A 19202-nucleotide genomic window follows, 5' to 3' on the forward strand; every position below is an offset into this window, starting at 1 on the left:
GAGGCGCTGAAAGGGGGCGGATTTGGCGGGTTTTATTTGTGTAACAATTTAGATGCTCGAGCTTGTCGTGGCGGGGCAAAAAGGCAGAACACCTCCAATCATGTAACGTCAAGGCGTGTCGGAGGTTCGGCGATAAATTGCAAAACCGGCAACCATCGCCAAGACAAACACCGCGACATCCCATCTGCCGGTGGTCAAAGCGGCAAGTGCTGGGCCAGGGCATAAGCCTATCAGACCCCAGCCGATGCCGAAGAGGATCGCCCCAAAGACTAACCGGCCGTTGATGTTCTTGCGAGTAGGTAGGTGGAAGCGTGGATCGAAGAGCGGGGTCGGCAAGCCGGCTTTAAGTTTGTAGGCAAGAAAGGAGGGGATCAGCGCCGCACCCATGACAACAAGCATGGCCGGATCCCAGTCTCCTGTCAGATCGAGAAATCCTAGAACCCGGGCTGGATTGATCATATCGGAGATGACGAGGCCGCTGCCGAACAGGGCACCGCAGACGAGTGCGCTCAGAAGAAGCTTCATAGCCGGCCCTCGATAAGTTTGATTAATAAGACAGTGATGATTGCTGTCGACATGAAGACACCGGTTGCGACGATAGAGCGGGTGGAAAAGCGCGCCAGTCCGCAAACCCCATGGCCAGAGGTGCAGCCCGAGCCGAGCCTTGTTCCATACCCGACCAGCAATCCCCCGATAATCAGGATAGGCCACGAAACATCCATTTCGATCGTGGGCCAGCCGAGTAAGTAACGGACGATGAAGGTTCCGCCAAGCATGCCTACGATGAATGCTACGGCGATCGGGAGCGAGCCTTCGCGTGAAAGCCCGGTAGCCTGGGCCGCCAATCCAGAGATGCCGACGATACGGCCATTGAGGAGCAGGAATAGCGCGGCCGAAAGACCGATCAGGAGCCCGCCGATGGCAGGCAACATGAGATTGGTAAACATGATCTAATGACGCCTTCGGAATATGAGTGCGGGACACATTGATGCCGTTAGCTATTACCGATATCGAAGGTTGCTACACCTTCGATATTTGTGGGCCGGTCGAGGGCCCCTTGTGTGCGTAAGGTTCGGATCGCATCGTTGTATCCAGCTTGCCAATGTTCCTGCATTGAGAGGCGCGAGAATTCATAGTCTTTGGATTCGCCCTCGTAACGTTTGGCCCGGCAGATCAGATGCACGATCCGGTAGACTTTGTCGTCGCCGAATTTCTTGAGGAAATGCGCCTCTTCATCGTTGCGAAGCTCCGGAGGAAGCTTGGTCAGGAGCTTGGAAACAGCATGCCGCAGTTGCTGGGTCTCGACGAACTGGTCGACGTTTTCACGGGTCCGGCTGGAGAACATGATTTCCTTCTGCCGGGTCGCGACATTCGCGAGCGATGGCGGAAACTCGCCACGTGCACTCCAGAGGTCGACCTGGAAGGCGAGGGTGTCCTGGCGTGGGCCATGTTGCAGCACCCATTGCAGCGGCGTGTTGGAGACGAGCCCGCCGTCCCAATAATACTGCCCGTCGATCTCGACCGCCGGAAAGCCGGGCGGAAGAGCGCAGCTGGCCAAGATATGCTCCGGTCCGATCCGCTGGGTTCTGTTGTCGAAATAGACGAAATTGCCCGATGCCACATTGACCGCGCCGACGCTGAAACGCATCGCGCCGGAATTCAGCCGCTCGAAATCTACGAGTCGCTCCAGCGTGGCCCGCAGATCCCGGGTGTCATAATAGCTAGTTGCCTCGATGGTGCCGGCGGGCTGGAGCCAGGCCGGAGGGATACGCGGTGAATAGAAGGCTGGTACACCGGACGTCATGGCGTCGAACGCATTTACCCGGTTGACGAAATCGCGGGCAACATCCCCTCGTATCATGGCCGGTGTCAGATAGTCGGCCCATTGCCAAGGAACCGGCATCGTCACCGCCTCCCAAAATTCCTTTAACCTTTCAATTCGCACCGCCGGGGCGTTACCCGCGATCAACGCCGCATTGATGGCGCCAATGGAGATGCCGGCCACCCAGTCGAGTTCGATGCCCTGCTCGGCGAGGGCTTGGTAAACCCCGGGTTGGTAGGCTCCAAGGGCTCCCCCGCCCTGTAGCAGCAAAGCGATGCAATCATAGGGCGGGCGATGGTGCCGCACCGTGCCATTTTTCGATTTCATCCTATCCCTCGAAAATAGGTCGATACGCAGAGAGCGGTCTGTCGGCAGTAACACCGACGTTCACCCTGCGTGGTTTTAGCCTTTAGTGGCCGAGGAGGCCAGGTTGGCTACTGATCCAGGGCGACGCCGGTACCTGAAGTTTTGAAAGGAAAGCCGCCAGGAAGTTCATACTTCCTGGCGGTCTGAGGTCAGTTTTGGGGCTTCGCTGGCAGGCCCTCGGTCGAGGCGAGGTCGCAGGCGCAGTTGGCGGTATCGAAGCAGCATTTCGCCATGTGGTCGTTGATAAGCCGCATCGAGCGGATCCAGCCAGTAAAGGCGTGCCGTTGCACGTTAAGCAAACGGTGGGCGAGATCGCGTGGGCTCTTTGCTGCAGAGAATTCAGCCAGTTCCTTATTGATCGCTTTCAGGCCTTCGTTGGCTTGGTCCGCCTGGGCCGTCCAGAGCTCATTGGTGGTGTCGGCCCAGCCCTGAAAGACTTTCTGCCAATTGTCGTATTGGCGTGGGCCTTCGCCCTTCCAGTCGATGGCGAACGGCATGGGGCGGGCGGGCTTAGTATGGTGCGCAGCTTCCGTCATCTGTATCTCCTGTGCAGCGACCGACCTATGCCGGTCTCGACCCTGACAGTGAAGCGCGTTTCTGACCTATCCACATTGATGCGGATCAACCAGTTTCATGACAAATAACCGCGGCTCCGATAAGACGCCTGTGGCGCAAATTGTCTAAAGCCGCATTTGCCCTGTTCAAACGCAAGGTCTGGATTGTGGACTCGATTCCACGATCTTGAAAAATTCGACCCCACTTGACGTGTCGGATTATCGAGCGAAAATATCTGCGGCCCTTATCAGGGCAGCTTACAGGCAAAGGCTGGAAAATCGCTCATTGGCGGCGTTGAGGTCCGTATGGCACACACCGCAAGCCACAACTCGGACGAGCACTTCGCCGGGACCGGGGCGGGGTATGGGAACTTCCTCGACAGCGAGGGGCTGGCCAAAGGCCCTGACGACGGCGGCGCGCATCTTGCGATCCATGGGAAGTCCCCATCTGTTGCGATGGGCACAGTAGGAGTTGCGGCGACGCGTTGCCGTGATCCGGATCAACGGCTCTTGTTAGGGTTCTTCGCCGCCTGCCACTCGCCGGAGCCTTTTCATATCCCGGATGTAGATCGTTTCAGCATTGTTCAGTTCGATCAGTCCGAGCTTACGGAAACGTGTAAAGGTCCGGCTTATAGTCTCGTTGGTCAGCCCCAGATAGTCCGAGATATCCGACCGTGCCATCGGGAGGACGATAGGAGAGATCGGCAGGTCGGCCTTTAGAAGCCTATCACTAAAAGCAATCAGAAAACTCGCTAGGCGCTCGGCCGCTGTTTTGCGCCCCAGCAGAAGCATCTGGTCCTGTGCCACAGCCAGTTCATTGGCGGCGATGCCCAGCAGCCGTTTTTCCATGGCGGGGAAGGCTTGGAGCAAATGCTCCAATTTCACTCGGGAGAAGCCGCAAAGCTTGGTGTTCGTGACGGCTTCGGCGCTATATGCATAGCCGTCACGAACGGCAAAGCCCAGAAAGTCACCTGTCGTGAGAAAACCGATCACCTGTCTGCGGCCGTCCGGCAGCAGCTTGTGAATTCTGATGCAACCGTGGCTGATGTTGTAAAGGTGATCAGCTTTGTCGCCTTCGATGAAAAGTGTGGAGCCTGCTGAAAGCTTCACGTCCACGGCACTGTCTCGCAGTCGCTGAATATCCTTATCAGGAACACCAGCGCAGACCGACCTGGGGCGCGCTATGCAATTCAGACAATGTTGGAAGCGGCCTTGGGGAAGAGCCTTATGGAATACCGACGACGTTATCTCGTGGAGTGAGCGCGGCGCCAGATTTCCCATGATCCCTGTCTCCCGCAACGCCCAGCAGTCCTGGGCGCACGGAGCTTAATCTCTTTGAGACCCAAGAGATACTAGTCCAGCAGATTAAGCTTAGAGTTTAAACCCGCCGCCGATGCTTGTTTATCCTCCGATCCTGACCGGCAGACCGTCGGGCGGGAAACAGGCCTCTGTGACGGTGGCGCAGTCGACCGTCACGTCATCTTGCGGGTCTGCGCGGAACTAGGCGCTATTAGGAAAACTCCGATCGACAGGTTGCTGGTATTCTCAGATGCACCGTAGTTCCAGCGTGCCGGCATTGACGTGCGTCAAGGCGGGTATGGGAAAGAACTGCTATATTTTTAGCATTCTATCCTGCGCCGAGGAGGTCTGAATGCCCACCACGACGAATATCTCCGCCCCGGAGGTTGGAGTATGCACCAGCGTTCTGGTACCGGTCGATCTTGGGAGCCTTGCCGCCGGCCGACTCGACTATGCAGCTAGCCTTGCAGAACATTACGGTAGCCGGCTCATCGGCGTGGCCGCTCAAGCTCCGACCGTTCCCTGGTATGGCGATCGGAATGCCCAGGTTGTCCACGAGCTTTTGCGGCAGGAGAAGGTCCGGATCAAAGAAGAGCTGGATGATGCCGAGAAACTTTTCCGCCGGCATGTCGGCGCTTATCCGAATATCGATTGGCGAACGGATACCTCCGAGACGATCGATTTTATCGATGAGATGACTTGCTCGGCGGATCTCACTGTGGCGTCCCGACTGCTGAAGGATAACCTGGCGCCTATGATGTTCGATCCCAAGGATCTCATCATGCGCGCGGGCCGTCCCGTCCTCCTGCTTCCTGACGTGGCCCCAAAATTCTCTGCGGAAAGAATATTAATCGCCTGGAAGAACACCCGCGAGGCGCGGCGCGCAGTCCATGACGCCCTGCCATTTCTGAAAAGGGCCGAGATGGTTCATCTTGCCGCATACGGTCGCGACCCGGACGACTATGGCGATGCGGTGGATTATCTGAAACGTCATGGTGTCGAAGCGGTGGTTCGGGCCGAGGGTGCCTCCGACTCGCAAGTACCTGCCAAGCTTTTATCGGCAGCAACGGCGGTCTCTGCCGACATGATCGTCTGCGGGGCTTATGGGCATAGTCGCACGCGAGAATGGATGTTCGGTGGGGTCACGCGCGATCTGATGGACATCTGCCCTATACCTTGCCTGTTTTCTCACTAATGGCCGAGGTACATGTTTCGCAGGATGGGGGCGGGCTAACGGAGCGAGAGGCGCAGGAGCGACTTCTCCGGGAGGGGCCAAATGAACTGGGCCAGGATAGAGGTCGAGCGGTCTGGTATCTTGTTTTGGGTACCCTTCGGGAGCCGATGTTCATCCTTCTGCTTGGGGCGGGAGCGGTCTACTTCCTGATCGGGGCGCCTTTCGAGGCTGCGGTTCTTTTCGGCTTTGCTTCGCTGTCGGTCGCTATCACTGTCGCCCAAGAGATTCGCACCGAGCGAACAATCAGGACGCTCCGAGACTTGTCTAGCCCCAGATCACTCGTGATCCGCGATGGCACGGCCCGCCGCATCCCTTCGCGCGATGTGGTGCGTGGTGACTGGCTTATAGTCGGCGAGGGGGACCGCGTAACGGCAGATGCCGACGTGATGACGGCTGTCGATCTGACGGTCGATGAGTCTCTGCTGACAGGTGAATCGGTGCCGGTTGGCAAACGCGCCTGGACAACTGCACCCTTCGAAACCTCTTTGGGATCGGCAGAGGATCGTTTCCGAATCTTCTCAGGTTCACTGGTGGTCCGAGGGCAGGGGCGTGCCGTTGTCCGGCAAACAGGCGAGCACACTCAACTTGGCAGGATTGGTGTCGGTATCGGTCAGATAGACCGTGAGCCGCCTCGACTTCAAAAACAGACCCGACGGCTGGTGCGGATCTTCGGCATCATGGCCGTCCTGCTAAGCCTTACGATGGCGCTGGGGTACGGACTCTCGGGCCTCTCTTGGAAGGAGGCTGCTCTGGCGGCCATAGCCCAGGCCATGGCTCTGCTCCCAGAAGAATTCCCGCTGATCCTGACGGTTTTCATCGTGATGGGCGCCATTCGTATCGCCAAGGCACGGGTATTGACCCGGCAGGCCGCGGCTATCGAGTCCCTAGGGTCCGCTAACGTGATTTGTACCGATAAGACGGGGACCCTCACGGAGAACCGTATGGAGGTGGTGGAATTACGTGACGAGCTGGGGTTACCCGTTGCTTTCGACCAGCCAGAGGGGGGAGATCGGCGTAAGTCGGGATGGCTATTGGGGTTGGCCGCTGCCGCAAGTCGGGAGGCAAGCTTCGATCCGATGGAACAGGCGATCTTTCGCCGGTCGGGTTCGGTTGAGGCTGCTTGGGGACAGCCAATCAGGGAGTTTCCCATAACCTCGGACCTTCCCGCCATGGGGCGATTGTGGTTCGAAGCAATGGCAGAAGTGTCGAGGTTGGCAGTCAAAGGCGCTCCTGAGACGGTTCTTGGATTCTGCGACCTGACGGTCGATGCACGAAATCATCTCCTGGAAATCGCGGCAAGCATGGCCGCGCGCGGCCTCAGGGTTCTGGCTCTGGCACAGGCAGAAGGTGTGGCCGACGAACTGACCGAGCTGCAAGCTATACCTTTGGATTTCCAAGGCCTGATCGGTCTCGTTGACCCGATCAGGCCGGGTGTTCGTGAGGCGATCGCAGCCTGCCGATCTGCCGGGATCCGCCTTATCATGATTACTGGCGATCATCCGGAAACGGCGACGGCGATCGCCCGGGATGCGGGACTTCCGTATGGTTCGGCGGTGACCGGTAAGCAGTTGCAGGGGGCTACAGGGGAGGAATTCAGGCGTCTTCTTCAAGAAGCGTCGATCTTCGCAAGGATACTGCCCGAGCAAAAACTCCGCATCGTCAATGCCCTGAAAGCCGAGGGTGCCGTAGTCGCGATGACGGGCGATGGTGTCAATGACGCCCAAGCATTGAAGTCTGCCCATATCGGCATTGCGATGGGTGGGCGCGGTACGGATGTGGCGAGGGAGGCGGCGGCTATCGTATTGCTGGATGACGATTTCAACTCGATCGTCCGTACGATCAAGCTCGGCCGTCGAATATTCGATAATCTGCGCAAAGCGATGGGTTACGTATTGGCGATGCATGTTCCCATCGCGGGCCTTGCTTTTCTGCCGTTGGCTTTCGGATTACCCCCGATGCTTGGTCCGATTCATATTGCCTTCATGGAAATGATCATCGATCCAGTCTGCTCTATCGTTTTCGAGGCGGAAAAGGCTGAGGACGACATCATGAAGCGTCCGCCTCGCCCGGCAGACGAGCCCTTGTTGCCAATGAAGCTTATCCTTAGTCACCTAGCCCAGGGAATGATCGCTCTGCTCGCGGTCTCTGCGGTTTATGTGACGTCGATCTACCGGGATCTGCCGGCCGATATCGCTCGCGGTCAGGCGTTTGTCAGCCTCGTCATGATCAACCTTGTGCTGATCATTGAGGACCGTACCTTCAGCCGCTCGCTGATCACTTCGATTGTCCGGCCGAACCTTCCCCTGCTGATCATTGCGATGGTGGCTGTGACGTTGGTCGGGCTCATGCTGACGGTCCCATTCCTGCGACAGTTGTTCGGTTTTGGCGCAATCACGCTCGCCGATGCGGGTATTTCCGCCGTTGCGGCATTGGGCGTGTTGTTGTTGCTGGTCATCGGTAAGAAGCTATTTGCCTGATGCACCAAAGCTTCGAGCGTTATTGGTCCAAGATTTCTGACGCTCATCGTCGGCCGCTTCCACCATTTCGAACAGGGTCGTGTGGACTGGTGAACAGCCGACAAACTCGATGGTGCTGGGTTTCAGTCCACGGATAGCCTGAGCGCCGTGCCACCAGCGATAGAGGAGCGAGGGCATCCCCATGGTCACAATGATCCGGGCCGATTTGCCAGTGAAAAAATGGACTGAAAAACTTTGCCGCTGTCGTAGCCGAAAGCCAACCCAGGCCGGATAGCCTGCTCCAGCAATACTTTTACCTGGGCGGGCTCAGCGAGATGGCGGTGGCGCGACATTGACGCAGGTCAACGACCGACCGCGTTACTTCAGGGCTTAGTGAGTGACAATACTCCTGATTGCCTGGACCCCCCATGCGCCTTAGATCCTTTGCACTGTTGATTGTTGGGGCCGCCATTGTGGTCGGTGGCGGTTTTGCCGGTTATCGGTATTGGCTCGACCCCCGTGACATCCCCGTGGGTTTCATCTCCGCGAATGGCCGCATCGAGGCGACGGAGATCGATGTTGCCGCCAAATACGGCGGTCGGGTCGCCGAAGTCCTTTATGACGAAGGGGCTTATGTTCAGGCTGGCCAGGTGGTCGCCCGGATGGATGTGACAGAGGCTGCCGCTGCTCTGCGTGCTGCGCAGGCTCAGGTGACCCGCGCACAAGAGACGAAGCGCCAGGCTAATTTCCTGATTGACCAGCGGCAGGGCGAGCTGACTTTCGCCGATAAGGAGCAGCAGCGGACCCAGGCTCTCTTCGCCAAGGGTTTCGCCACGGCTCAGAAGGTGGACCAGAGCCGGACGATCAGGAGCACGGCCTTTGCAGCTCTTGAAGCGGCGAGAAGCAGCCAAGCCGCAGCCGATGCCGCTATCCTGGCGGCCGAGGCGGAGGCAGATCGCCTGATGCGCCAGGTGGCCGATGGCACGCTAGCGGCCCCAAGGGCCGGACGCGTGCTGTACCGGCTTGCCGAGCCCGGAGAGGTGATTGGCACGGGTGGAAAGATCCTCACTCTGCTTGATCTTTCAGATGTCTACATGACGGTATTCCTGCCGTCGGCTCTGGCGGGCAAAATCGCGATCGGCCAGGAAGCCCGGGTGATCGTCGACCCGCTGCCGGACCGCGCAATCCCGGCCAGCGTGGCTTTCATCTCGACGCGCGCGCAATTCACTCCCAAACAGGTCGAAACTCAGAGCGAACGGGACCGGATGGTCTTCCGAGCCAAGCTCCGTGTGCCCAATCGGCTGGTGGAGGCTCATATCGATCAGGTTAAGACTGGCGTAACAGGCGTTGCTTATCTCAAGGAGCGCGTCGAGTTGGTCTGGCCGAACTGGCTCGATTCGGATCTCGTCAAGGAAGCGGCCCGGCAATGACCGCGGCGTTAGCCTTCAGTCTCGAAGCCATCGATGTCCGGCATTCCTACGGCAAATCGCTGGCGCTGGATGGTGTTTCCGTTGGCCTGCGAGCGGGGGAGGCGGCGGCTCTCGTCGGCCCCGATGGTGTCGGCAAATCAACCCTGCTGGCTCTGATCGCTGGTGCCAAACTGCTGCAGGACGGCAGGGTGCTCATGCTGGGGGCGGACATGGCGAATCGGCGCGCGCGTTCGGCTGTGCAACCGCGCGTCGCCTACATGCCCCAGGGGCTGGGCCGGAATCTCTATCCCAATCTTTCGGTGCGGGAGAACATCGAGTTTTTCGCCCGGTTGTTCGGCCTCACAAAGGCCGATGCTGAAGCCCGCATTGCAGAGCTCCTCTCCGCCACGGCACTTGTCCCTTTTGCCGACCGATTGATGCGGCGATTGTCGGGAGGGATGAAGCAGAAACTGGGGCTGTGCTGTGCATTGATCCACGACCCAGATTTTCTCCTCCTTGACGAACCGACAACCGGGGTCGATCCGCTTTCACGCAAGCAGTTCTGGGAGCTCGTGGACCGCATCCGGCAGGCACGACCGGGCCTTTCACTGTTGGTTGCAACTTCGGATATGGATGAGGCGCGCCGGTTCGGGCGGATCATCTTCATGGCCGAGGGCAAAATTCTGACCGACGGCTCGCCCATCGACCTGCTGCAGCGGACTGGTCGCGATAACCTGGAAGCGGCCTTCATCGAGTTGTTGCCTGCCGACCGGCGCGGCGATGGGGGAACGACAGGTATTCTTCCTTTGAACGAAGACCTTCCGATTGCTATCGAATCCCACAATCTCAGCCGCCGGTTTGGTGATTTTGTTGCAGTCGATCGGGTGAGCCTCTCGATCCGGCAGGGTGAGATCTTTGGTTTCCTCGGGTCGAACGGCTGCGGCAAGTCGACCACAATGAAGATGCTGACTGGCCTGCTGCCGCCCAGTGAAGGCAATGCCTGGCTTTTCGGAGAACCAGTCGATAGTGCCGATCTCAGGCAGCGCCGGCGTATCGGCTATATGTCGCAGAGCTTTTCGCTCTATGGCGAGATGACCGTGCAACAGAACCTCGATCTCCATGCCGGTCTCTATGGTCTCAGGGACAAGGAAAAGGAACAGCGCATTGAAGCTCTCGCGCAGGAATTCGATTTAGGGCGCTACCTTTCTTCCCGATCCGGCGACCTGCCGCTTGGCCTGCGTCAGCGCTTGTCGCTTGCGGTGGCGGTATTGCATGAACCGGATATCCTAATTCTCGACGAGCCGACATCGGGGGTCGACCCGGTGGCACGGAACGGGTTCTGGGCTCAGCTGCGCCGACTCTCGCGGGAAAAGGGAATCACAATCTTTATCTCGACCCATTTCATGGCCGAGGCAGAGCGTTGCGATCGTATTTCCTTCATGCATGCGGGGCGGGTGCTGGCGACTGGAACGCCGGACGAACTCAAGGCAGCCCGGCAGGCTACGTCCCTTGATGATGCCTTCATCAGCTATATGGAGCAGCAGGAAACTCCTGCTGTGATAGGGCTTTCCGGGTCGAAAATTAAGAGTGCTCCCAAAGCAAGTCTGTTTTCGCTGGCTCGTTGTTTAAGCTATTCGCGGCGCGAAGCGATCGAGTTGCTGCGTGATCGAATCCGGCTGGCCTTTGCTCTTGGCGGGACGGCCCTGCTGATGCTGATCTTCGGTTTCGGGATCACGCTCGACGTCGATCATCTTCGCTTCTCCGTTCTCGATCGCGACGGAACACCGGAGAGTCGCGCGTACATCGACGCTTTTGGCCATTCTTCCTATTTCGTCCGTCGTGGGGATGTGGATGGTCCCGAAGATCTGCAACGAAGGCTGCAGGCCAATGACATCACTCTTGGCCTGGAAATCCCGCCGCAGTTCGGTGCCAACAGCCGGGTAGGGCGGCCGACCGAAGTTTTAGTGGTTGTCGATGGCGCCATGCCGTTTCGAGCTCAGACAGTGCAAGGCTATGTCGCTGGCGTTCATCAGCAGGCGTTGGCCGAGGCAGGCCGGGGCGAGATGACTTCGGGTTTCGTTGAACCGCGTTATCGCTATAACCAATCCTTCCAGAGTGCCGAAGCGATGGTGCCCTCTACCATCGCCATGATGCTGGTTTTCATCCCGGCGATCCTGACGGCCCTAGGCGTGGTCAGCGAAAAAGAGCTCGGCTCGATCACTAACCTTTATGTGACGCCGGTAAGTAAGCTCGAATATCTCCTCGGCAAGCAGATCCCTTATATTGGCCTCGGTTTCCTCAACTTCGCGCTCATGACCCTGATGGCCGTCACGATTTTTGGCCTACGGTTCAAGGGGAGTTTCCTGGGACTGGGGTTGGCAGCCTTTGCCTATGTATTGGCGACGACCGCGCTGGGGCTGGTTGCCTCGACCATGACGCGGACACAGGTTGCGGCGATCTTCGCGACAGCCATGGCAACCATGATGCCGGCGACGCAGTTTTCCGGGCTTATGCAGCCGGTTTCTACTCTGGAGGGGGCCGGATACTGGATCGGGACATTTTTCCCGACGACCTACTTCATCAAGGCGAGCGTGGGAGCTTTCACCAAAGGGCTCGGTTTTTTTGACCTTTTGCCATTCGTGCTTCAGACATTGGCCTTCTGGCCGGTGCTGCTGCTCGTTGCAGCGCTGCTGCTTCCCAAACAGGAGGCGTGAGGCGATGTCGGTGATTTGGCTGCTGCTTGTGAAGGAACTGCACAGCCTGTGGCGTGACCGCTTCATGTTGGGGCTTGTCCTCTACTCCTTTACCGCAGCGGTCTATATCCAGGCCTACGGTATTTCCCACGATCTGCATAATGCGCCCATCGGCATTGTTGACGGTGATCGGTCGCCGCTGTCCCAGGCGATCACGGACAGTCTGCGCGCACCTTTTTTCCAGCCCCCCGTCGCGATCACTGCGGGGGAAATCGATCAGGCCATGGACCAGGCCCGATTGATCTTTGTTCTCGATATTCCAGAAGGTTTCCAAGCCGATCTGGCGGCAGGACGGGCACCGACCATCCAACTACTGATCGATGCGACCGCCCTGATGCAGGCGGGGTTGGGCGCTACCTATATCCAGTCGCTCGTGGCCGACGAGATCGCCCGCTTCAAGACGGGACGGCTCGAACAGGGCAGGGCCGCAGTCGGGCTGCAGGTGCGGGTGGCTTTCAACCAGTCCCTGGCGACTGCCTGGTTCACAGGCACCATGGCGTTGATCACCAACATTACCATGCTCTCGGTTCTACTGACCGGTGCGGCGCTGCAGAGGGAACGGGAACATGGCACCTTGGAACATGTGCTAACCATGCCGGTACAGCCGATCGAGATCATGCTCAGCAAGGTTCTTGGTACAGGTCTGGTGATTCTCGTCCTGACGGCAATCTCGCTGCTGGGCATCCTGCACTGGCTGATCGGGATGCCGCTTGCTGGTTCAATAGGGCTCTTTCTAGCGGGGTCGGTGTTTTACCTCTTCTTCACGACGTCGCTCGGAATCTTTCTCGGGACTCTTGCCCGTTCCATGGCGCAACTCGGACTGCTGTTCATCTTGGTCGTGCTGCCGATGAACCTGCTGTCTGGCGGCATGACGCCCCTCGAAAGCATGCCGGAATGGCTGCAGACGGCCACCCGCATATCCCCAACCACCCAGTATGTCGCCTTTGCCCAGGCGATTCTCTACCGCGGGGCTTCCCTCGATGTGGTCTGGGGCGAGATGGCGGCCACCTTCGGCATCGGGCTGCTGTTCTTCGTTTTTAGCCTGACGCGCTTCCGGGCTTTCCTGGCTGCGCAGCAATAAGGTCCCGAATCTTGAGTGAGATACGATCTCCGCCATCCTTGTCAGCGAACGGGGGCATCCCAACCGCTCGTCGATGCGACCGGAACCTAAGTCCTGCAGAATTGAGAACCCGCCATGAGTGACGACATCTTGCGGAACCATACATTCGCCGAGCTGGAAATAGGCGCCAAGGCCTCCCTGTCCAGGACCGTCGGGCGGGATGATATCGAACTTTTCGCAACGGTTTCAGGCGACCGAAATCCGGCTCATCTTGACAGCGTTTTTGCCGCGAATGACCGCTTCGGCCATGTGGTTGCCCACGGGATGTGGACCGCGGCTCTGGTGTCGGCGGTTCTCGGCACACGATTGCCTGGGCCGGGGACAATCTATCTCGGGCAAGATCTCAAGTTCCGCCAGCCCGTCTTGCCTGGGGATACAATCACGGCAGAGGTCACGGTTGTCGGCAAGCAGCGCGATAAAAGGATCATTACCCTCGATACCGTCTGTCGTAATCAGCGGGGGGAAGCGGTCCTGCTCGGCTCGGCAACGGTGATTGCACCTGAGAGCGTGATCGAATGGCCCGCGATGCCGTTGCCACAGGTCTATCTAAGGCGTCACGATCGATACGAAGCTTTGATTACGCAAGCTAAGTCTTTGCCGCCGCTGCGCACGGCAGTCGTGCATCCTTGCTCGGCCGAGGCGGTGCAGGCCGTTGCGGAGGGAAAGAGCGAAGGGCTGCTCGATCCGATCCTTATCGGTCCTGATGCCAAGATACGTGCGGCTTTTGAAGCGGCAGGCCTGTCGTCGTCTGGCTATGAGATTCAAGATGCACCCCATAGCCACGCGGCGGCGGCGCAGGCTGTCACATTGGCATCAGGGCAGCAGGTTGCGGCCCTCATGAAGGGCAGCCTCCATACCGATGAGCTTCTTGAAGCCGTGGTGGCCCCAACTTCGGGCCTGCGCACCGACCGGCGCCTCAGCCACGCCTATCTCATGGATATCCCGGCCTATGCCAAACCGCTGCTCATCACCGATGCAGCGATCAATATCAATCCCACCTTGGAACAGAAGCGGGACATCTGTCAGAACGCGATCGACCTGATGCGTGCCCTTGGCCGCGAAGAGCCGCTGGTCGCGGTCCTTGCTGCAGTGGAGACGATCAATCCGAAGATGCCAGCGACACTGGATGCTGCCGCTCTTACCCTAATGGCGCAACGCGGACAAATCACCGGGGCCAAGGTTGACGGTCCATTGGCGTTCGACAATGCCATCAATCTGGACGCAGCGAAGACCAAAGCTCTTGTCTCTCCAGTTGCGGGGCAGGCAGACATCCTGCTGGTACCGGATATCGAGGCGGGAAACATCCTCGCCAAACAGCTCACTTATTTCGCCGGGGCGGACGCGGCGGGCATCGTTCTAGGTGCTCGCGTTCCCATCATCCTTACCAGCCGAACCGACGCTGTACGGGTTCGCCTGGCGTCTATCGCGCTGGCGAATCTCGCCCTGTTCCGTGCCGGTGCAGGAGCAACAGCATGAAGCGCGACTTACTGCTGACCTTCAACGCTGGTTCCTCGACGGTCAAACTGGGGCTTTTCGAGATCGAGAATGGCCAGGCCGAACCCCTCGGCAGCGGCATACTTGATCTCAGAGAACAGCCGCTGGAACTGGTCCTGCGCACCGACGTCGAGCGCCGCTATCCCCTTACATCTAAGATTACCGAGGATATGCGCGCTGTTCTGGGAGAGGTTTTGCAGCATCTGGACGATTTGCTGGATACTGGCCGCCTTATCGCGATTGCCCATCGGGTGGTCCATGGCGGTGATCGTTTCGATGGGCCTGTCCTGCTGGCCGACGATAGCCGCAAGGCCCTGGAGGCACTTATACCGCTTGCCCCTCTCCATCAGCCGCAGAGCCTACGCTTGCTCGATGCCCTTCATCGGATGCGGCCGGAGGTCTTTCAGACTCTCTCCTTCGATACAGCCTTTCATCGTTCGCAGTCGGATATCGTTCGGCGATTTGCGTTGCCGCGACAGCTACATGACCAAGGCCTGAAGCGTTACGGCTTCCACGGCCTTTCCTACAAATATATTGCCAGCGTTCTTGACAAAATATCACCCCGGGCCGCGCGCGGGCGCACCATCGTCGCTCATCTGGGCAGTGGAGCAAGCCTATGCGCGATGCTGGATGGTGTCAGTCAGGATACCAGCATGGGTTTTTCGACCCTTGACGGCATCCCGATGGCCACCCGATGTGGTGCAATCGATCCGGGTGTCGTCTTGCATCTCTTGAAGAAACAGGGCCCAGATGCAGTGGAACATCTGCTTTATCGCGAGAGCGGCCTGCTTGGCCTTTCGGGGATAAGTGCGGATAGCCGCGATCTGCTGGCCAGCGATCGCCCGGAGGCCGAGGAGGCGATGGCTGTATTCACCTTCCGCATCGCCGGGGAAATCGCCAGGCTGGCTGTCAGTCTCGGCGGACTTGATGCAATCGTCTTTACCGCCGGAATCGGAGAACATCAGAGCGCGGTTCGCACATCGGTATGTGCCCAGATACGCTGGCTGGGTGTCGAACTCAATGATGAGCTAAACCTCAGACAGACCCTGCGGATCTCCAATTCCGAGAGCCGTGTCGAAGTTCTGGTCGTCCCGACAAACGAGGAGCAGGTGATCGCTAATGAAGCGCTTGAGGTGTTGCACCTTACCCTGCCGACTGCAGGCTTAGCTTCGCTTGACTGATCAATGTGCGTTATCTTCCTGGCGATAGAGCCAGGATTTGGTCAGCTCGGTGACTGCGACATAAAGAAACGAGCTTCCGATGACCCCAATCAGGATCGGAAGGGGGAGCGGTTCGAAGCCGAATATCCCATATCCTGGGAGATAGGGAATGAGCAGGCACAGTCCTGCCATGGCGACGCTCAACCCCAGCTACAGGCGGGACGGGCGTCCTTTCCAGAAGGGGGGGGCTGCTGCACATCATCAGCAGGATCACCACTTCCGTCAGCAGTGAATCGATGAACCAGGCTGTTTAGGAAAGCGCTTCAGCAGCACAATATCTGCGGTCTCGCGGGCGACGTTGACAGAGTTGTCGATAGATATACCGACGTCTGCCTCGTGTAAGGCCGGAGCGTCGCAAGGCTCGATGGGCCTTTCCTGGGCAGAAGGCTCACCTTCTGCGTCAACCGCTTTCAGGCGGATAGACCCCTCCGTCAGGTTACCTGTCTTGTCGGTACAGAAGATATTCATTCTGCCTAGGTTGGCGAGGGCGCCCCTGGAAAGGGTCACGCTGACCACGGCACGGACTGACATGAAAAAGGGGGGGCAATCCGACGCCCTCCTCATTGCCGGTGGCATCTAGGTAGCGGTTCATCGTGATGTTACCCAGTTGGAAAAGCCCGTGATGCCAGTGGTCCATCAGCAGGAAGGCGAGATCATAGGGCGCATGCTGAGGCTAACCTCCAGTTCGCAGCAGGATCTCCTTGTTTCGAGAAAAGAAAAATCGATGTAGGGCCGTTTGCTTTTGAAGACCCGGTCTCAGCCAATGAAGAGACGGGAGATATCAGTTTCGACGATTATGACCAGCTGGCCGATGCTAACGAGTGCCTCGATCAGCGGATCGCGAGCGTGGCTCTCATCCTGCACGGTCATTGTTTCCATTTTAGATGGCCGGTTCGCAGGTCGGAGCCTGAAGCGTGCTGTGACGAGGTTTCCGAATATTGCTGCCGGTAGAGCGCAATTATATCCTCGCTCATTCCGAGGTCTCGAAGCGCTGCTAGGCTGTGAGCAGAGATTTTTCTGCGGTCGGGTTGCTTAGATTTCAGAGAATAAATATCGAGCTTCATGGCTGTACTCCCGTTGGCTTGCTAAGCCAGTACGACAGAAATTTATGGTCACAGTGCTCGATTATCATTGATCTTCATCAATGTTGATTTTTTATTTTGGATATTAAATCACCTTCATCGAATACGCCGCCCCCGTTCGGAGCCGAAGATCTCTCCTAATAATGCCGAACAAGTTGAATGGCTTGTTCGGCATTATTCGTCGGTCAGTGGCCGACATAAGATCGCGGTTGTGTGTCGCCCGATCCTGCTGTTTTACCTCTGGAAGTCAGAAAACGAAGAAGAACCGGAGTTTCCTGCGACTCTTCAGCGTAATTGGCGGAAGGGATGGAATTCGAACTCACAGTACGGTTTAACCCGTACAAGGGTTTATCCAGCCACCGGAGCGCCCTGTATGGTGCGAACTTCTTCAAGGAATCGGGATAGCTCGTTGTTAAGCACCCCGGCCTCGCGGTTCAGTTTCTGTGCCGAACTTAAGACCGACCCCGCGTTGTTGGAGGTGACGTCATTGCCTTGGCGCAGGCGGGCCAGCGACTGGTTGACGCTTTCGGCGCCGGCAGCCGCTGTGCTGGCCTGCTGGCCGATTTCGCGGGTGGCGACCGATTGCTCCTCGACCGCGCCGGCAATGCTGGTGGCGATCCCGGCCATGCGGGCGACGACGCTGGAAATGGAGCGGATCGCCTCGGCGGTTTCTTCGGCCACCCGCTGCACATCGGCCACTTGGGTCGCGATCTCGTCGGTCGCCTTGCTGCTTTGGCTCGCCAGGGTTTTGACCTCCGATGCGACGACCGCAAAGCCCTTACCGGCTTCGCCCGCCCGCGCCGCCTCAATCGTGGCATTGAGAGCGAGCAGGTTCGTCTGATTGGCGATCTGATTGATGAGCTGCACGACGTCACCGATCTTGCGGCTGGTTGCCTCCAGTCTGCCGACCGACTGCATACCATGTTCTGCCCGATCCTTGGCTTCATCGGCGATAGCCTGGCTGAGCGAGGCCTGACGGGCGATTTCCGCAATCGACCCATCAAGCTGATCGCTGGCGGTGGCAACCGATTGGATGCTTTGGGAGGCGATTGACGATGCCGTTGCGATGGTATCGCTCTGCGTGGTGGCTTCTACCGAGACTTCCGTCAGCGACTGGGCGGTGCCTTCCAGACGGTCGGCCGCCCCGCTGAGCTCGGCCAGCAGCCCATGGGCGGTGGCGTCGAGCGTGCGGGTCAACTCGTCCATGCGGGCTAACCGGGCTTCGCGAGCAAGCTGTTCTTGTGCCTGGGCCGCTTCAAGGTCGCGGCGGGTCAAGGCATTGGCCCGGAAGGCGCCGAGCGCAACGGCAAGATCGCCGATCTCCCCTTTGGCGGCCGGCATGTCAGCACGGGCATCGAGGTCGCCGGCTGCAAGGTCCCGCATCGCCTGGGTGATGGATTTCAAGGGACCGGTGATGGAAAGCGCGATGACGAGCGCCGAAGCGATGCCGATGGCAAGGGCCGCCGATGGCAGGATGATCGAGCGCAGGATTGCCGCGCCCACAGTTTCCGTCGTCTCGCCGATCAGGCTGGCCTGCTCGTCCTGCGCCTTTTCGGATGTGGCGCGAAGAATATCGGCCAGCCGCTGCTGGATCGGAGCCAGCTTGTCGAGGCGCAGGTCGGCGCGTTCGATCAGCAGGGCGCTGCTATCCTTCAACAGGACGGCATAATCCTCCATTGCAGGTATTAGCGTGGCGAAGGCCTCGGTCTCCTCGGACCCATTGGCGCCGACGGCAATCGTCTTGGCAGCGGTCAGCGCGTCCTGCCAGCCGGTCACCAGCCGCTCGGCCCGTTGAGGCAACTGCTGGGCGCTGGCCCGGGTGAGGCCCGCACCGGCCAACTCGCCCAAGGCCAGGATCTGCTTGATGCCATCGTCCAGGCGGGTACCGAGTTCGCCGATGGCGGCGACCCCCTCGGCATCGAAGATCAGCTTGCGGTGATCGGCGACGGCCTTCACGGCGGGGGCAAAGACGGCTTCCACGGCGGGCATCTTCTGACGCACGGTGGTCAGCTTATCGGTCACCGCCAGGGTCTGGCGCACACTGTCGGCATAATCCCGGTAGGGCGGCACCAGGCCGGGGTCGACGGTGGCGATGCGGGAGGCGCCATCCTCGATGAGGCTGTTTGCCCCATCACCGCCGGTCAGGATTGCCGCATCGATCCGGGGCCAGAGGCTGGTCAAAGCCAGATCGAGCTGGGCTGCGGCGGTGCTCGTGGCGGCGATCTTCTCTACCCGATGCAGGTTGCCGGATATCTTCTCCAGCGCGGCCCAGGACGTGAGTCCTAAAGCGGCTATGAGAAGGATCAGCAGGCCATAGCCGACAGCGATGCGGCGAGTGATGGTGATGCCATTCAGGGCTAGGAACATTCGTGCCATGGAAGCCGTCCTTTAGG

The 19202-nt window shown here is 58.9% G+C and carries 15 protein-coding genes; 8 read left to right on the forward strand and 7 right to left on the reverse strand.

Annotated elements, in window-relative coordinates; all coding sequences use genetic code 11:
- Positions 1–108: 108 nt before the first annotated feature.
- From ACFSM5_RS08545 to ACFSM5_RS08570, 5 genes are all read right to left on the reverse strand, one after another.
- Entirely contained in the window at positions 109–525 is a 417-nt protein-coding gene (locus ACFSM5_RS08545; RefSeq protein WP_379875903.1) for a DUF6691 family protein, read from the reverse strand.
- Positions 522–947 (reverse strand): YeeE/YedE family protein, encoded by a 426-nt coding sequence (locus ACFSM5_RS08550; RefSeq protein WP_379875904.1) that lies wholly within the window; start codon positions 945–947, stop codon positions 522–524. Before ACFSM5_RS08550 ends, ACFSM5_RS08545 begins: the two co-directional genes overlap by 4 nt.
- A gap of 47 nt (positions 948–994) precedes the next feature.
- Positions 995–2149, reverse strand: coding sequence for a patatin-like phospholipase family protein (locus ACFSM5_RS08555; RefSeq protein WP_379875905.1), 1155 nt, complete (start codon positions 2147–2149; stop codon positions 995–997).
- 188 nt (positions 2150–2337) lie between these two features.
- Complete coding sequence (locus ACFSM5_RS08560; RefSeq protein ID WP_379875906.1) at positions 2338–2724, reverse strand: hypothetical protein; 387 nt, start codon at positions 2722–2724, stop codon at positions 2338–2340.
- A gap of 531 nt (positions 2725–3255) precedes the next feature.
- Entirely contained in the window at positions 3256–3858 is a 603-nt protein-coding gene (locus ACFSM5_RS08570) for a helix-turn-helix domain-containing protein (protein WP_379875907.1), read from the reverse strand.
- A 535-nt stretch (positions 3859–4393) separates the two neighbouring features.
- Here ACFSM5_RS08570 and ACFSM5_RS08575 point away from each other — a divergent pair.
- From ACFSM5_RS08575 to ACFSM5_RS08610, 8 genes are all read left to right on the forward strand, one after another.
- A complete protein-coding gene (locus ACFSM5_RS08575) occupies positions 4394–5236 on the forward strand; it encodes a universal stress protein (protein WP_379875908.1) in 843 nt (280 codons plus the stop codon).
- Positions 5236–7752 carry a cation-translocating P-type ATPase gene (locus ACFSM5_RS08580; protein ID WP_379875909.1) on the forward strand — a complete coding sequence of 839 codons (2517 nt, stop codon included), beginning with the start codon at positions 5236–5238 and terminating at the stop codon, positions 7750–7752. Before ACFSM5_RS08575 ends, ACFSM5_RS08580 begins: the two co-directional genes overlap by 1 nt.
- Positions 7753–8159: 407 nt before the next feature.
- On the forward strand, positions 8160–9161 hold the full coding sequence (locus ACFSM5_RS08585) for an HlyD family secretion protein (RefSeq protein ID WP_379875910.1): 1002 nt from the start codon (positions 8160–8162) through the stop codon (positions 9159–9161).
- Positions 9158–11854 (forward strand): ribosome-associated ATPase/putative transporter RbbA, encoded by a 2697-nt coding sequence (rbbA, locus tag ACFSM5_RS08590; protein ID WP_379875911.1) that lies wholly within the window; start codon positions 9158–9160, stop codon positions 11852–11854. Before ACFSM5_RS08585 ends, rbbA begins: the two co-directional genes overlap by 4 nt.
- Before the next feature lie 4 nt (positions 11855–11858).
- Positions 11859–12974 (forward strand): ABC transporter permease, encoded by a 1116-nt coding sequence (locus ACFSM5_RS08595; RefSeq protein ID WP_379875912.1) that lies wholly within the window; start codon positions 11859–11861, stop codon positions 12972–12974.
- A 114-nt stretch (positions 12975–13088) separates the two neighbouring features.
- Positions 13089–14489 carry a bifunctional enoyl-CoA hydratase/phosphate acetyltransferase gene (locus tag ACFSM5_RS08600; RefSeq protein WP_379875913.1) on the forward strand — a complete coding sequence of 467 codons (1401 nt, stop codon included), beginning with the start codon at positions 13089–13091 and terminating at the stop codon, positions 14487–14489.
- Positions 14486–15688: an acetate/propionate family kinase gene (locus ACFSM5_RS08605; RefSeq protein ID WP_379875914.1), complete on the forward strand. Its 1203-nt coding sequence runs from the start codon at positions 14486–14488 to the stop codon at positions 15686–15688. Before ACFSM5_RS08600 ends, ACFSM5_RS08605 begins: the two co-directional genes overlap by 4 nt.
- A 148-nt stretch (positions 15689–15836) precedes the next feature.
- Entirely contained in the window at positions 15837–15959 is a 123-nt protein-coding gene (locus ACFSM5_RS08610; protein WP_379875915.1) for a hypothetical protein, read from the forward strand.
- A 634-nt stretch (positions 15960–16593) separates the two neighbouring features.
- Here the strand turns inward: ACFSM5_RS08610 and ACFSM5_RS08615 are convergent.
- A complete protein-coding gene (locus tag ACFSM5_RS08615) occupies positions 16594–16791 on the reverse strand; it encodes a hypothetical protein (protein ID WP_379875916.1) in 198 nt (65 codons plus the stop codon).
- 366 nt (positions 16792–17157) lie between these two features.
- Positions 17158–19185, reverse strand: coding sequence for a methyl-accepting chemotaxis protein (locus tag ACFSM5_RS08620; protein ID WP_379875917.1), 2028 nt, complete (start codon positions 19183–19185; stop codon positions 17158–17160).
- Positions 19186–19202: the final 17 nt, after the last annotated feature.

This window comes from Lacibacterium aquatile (assembly GCF_042683105.1).
Classification (GTDB): domain Bacteria; phylum Pseudomonadota; class Alphaproteobacteria; order Elsterales; family Elsteraceae; genus Lacibacterium; species Lacibacterium aquatile.

Coding starts and splice junctions, on each gene's coding strand:
- ACFSM5_RS08545 (WP_379875903.1), bottom strand. CDS start 525: ATGAAGCTTCTTCTGAGCGCACTCGTCTGCGGTGCCCTGTTCGGCAGC.
- ACFSM5_RS08550 (WP_379875904.1), bottom strand. CDS start 947: ATGTTTACCAATCTCATGTTGCCTGCCATCGGCGGGCTCCTGATCGGT.
- ACFSM5_RS08555 (WP_379875905.1), bottom strand. CDS start 2,149: ATGAAATCGAAAAATGGCACGGTGCGGCACCATCGCCCGCCCTATGAT.
- ACFSM5_RS08560 (WP_379875906.1), bottom strand. CDS start 2,724: ATGACGGAAGCTGCGCACCATACTAAGCCCGCCCGCCCCATGCCGTTC.
- ACFSM5_RS08575 (WP_379875908.1), top strand. CDS start 4,394: ATGCCCACCACGACGAATATCTCCGCCCCGGAGGTTGGAGTATGCACC.
- ACFSM5_RS08580 (WP_379875909.1), top strand. CDS start 5,236: ATGGCCGAGGTACATGTTTCGCAGGATGGGGGCGGGCTAACGGAGCGA.
- ACFSM5_RS08585 (WP_379875910.1), top strand. CDS start 8,160: ATGCGCCTTAGATCCTTTGCACTGTTGATTGTTGGGGCCGCCATTGTG.
- rbbA (WP_379875911.1), top strand. CDS start 9,158: ATGACCGCGGCGTTAGCCTTCAGTCTCGAAGCCATCGATGTCCGGCAT.
- ACFSM5_RS08595 (WP_379875912.1), top strand. CDS start 11,859: ATGTCGGTGATTTGGCTGCTGCTTGTGAAGGAACTGCACAGCCTGTGG.
- ACFSM5_RS08600 (WP_379875913.1), top strand. CDS start 13,089: ATGAGTGACGACATCTTGCGGAACCATACATTCGCCGAGCTGGAAATA.
- ACFSM5_RS08605 (WP_379875914.1), top strand. CDS start 14,486: ATGAAGCGCGACTTACTGCTGACCTTCAACGCTGGTTCCTCGACGGTC.
- ACFSM5_RS08610 (WP_379875915.1), top strand. CDS start 15,837: ATGAGCAGGCACAGTCCTGCCATGGCGACGCTCAACCCCAGCTACAGG.
- ACFSM5_RS08615 (WP_379875916.1), bottom strand. CDS start 16,791: ATGAAGCTCGATATTTATTCTCTGAAATCTAAGCAACCCGACCGCAGA.
- ACFSM5_RS08620 (WP_379875917.1), bottom strand. CDS start 19,185: ATGGCACGAATGTTCCTAGCCCTGAATGGCATCACCATCACTCGCCGC.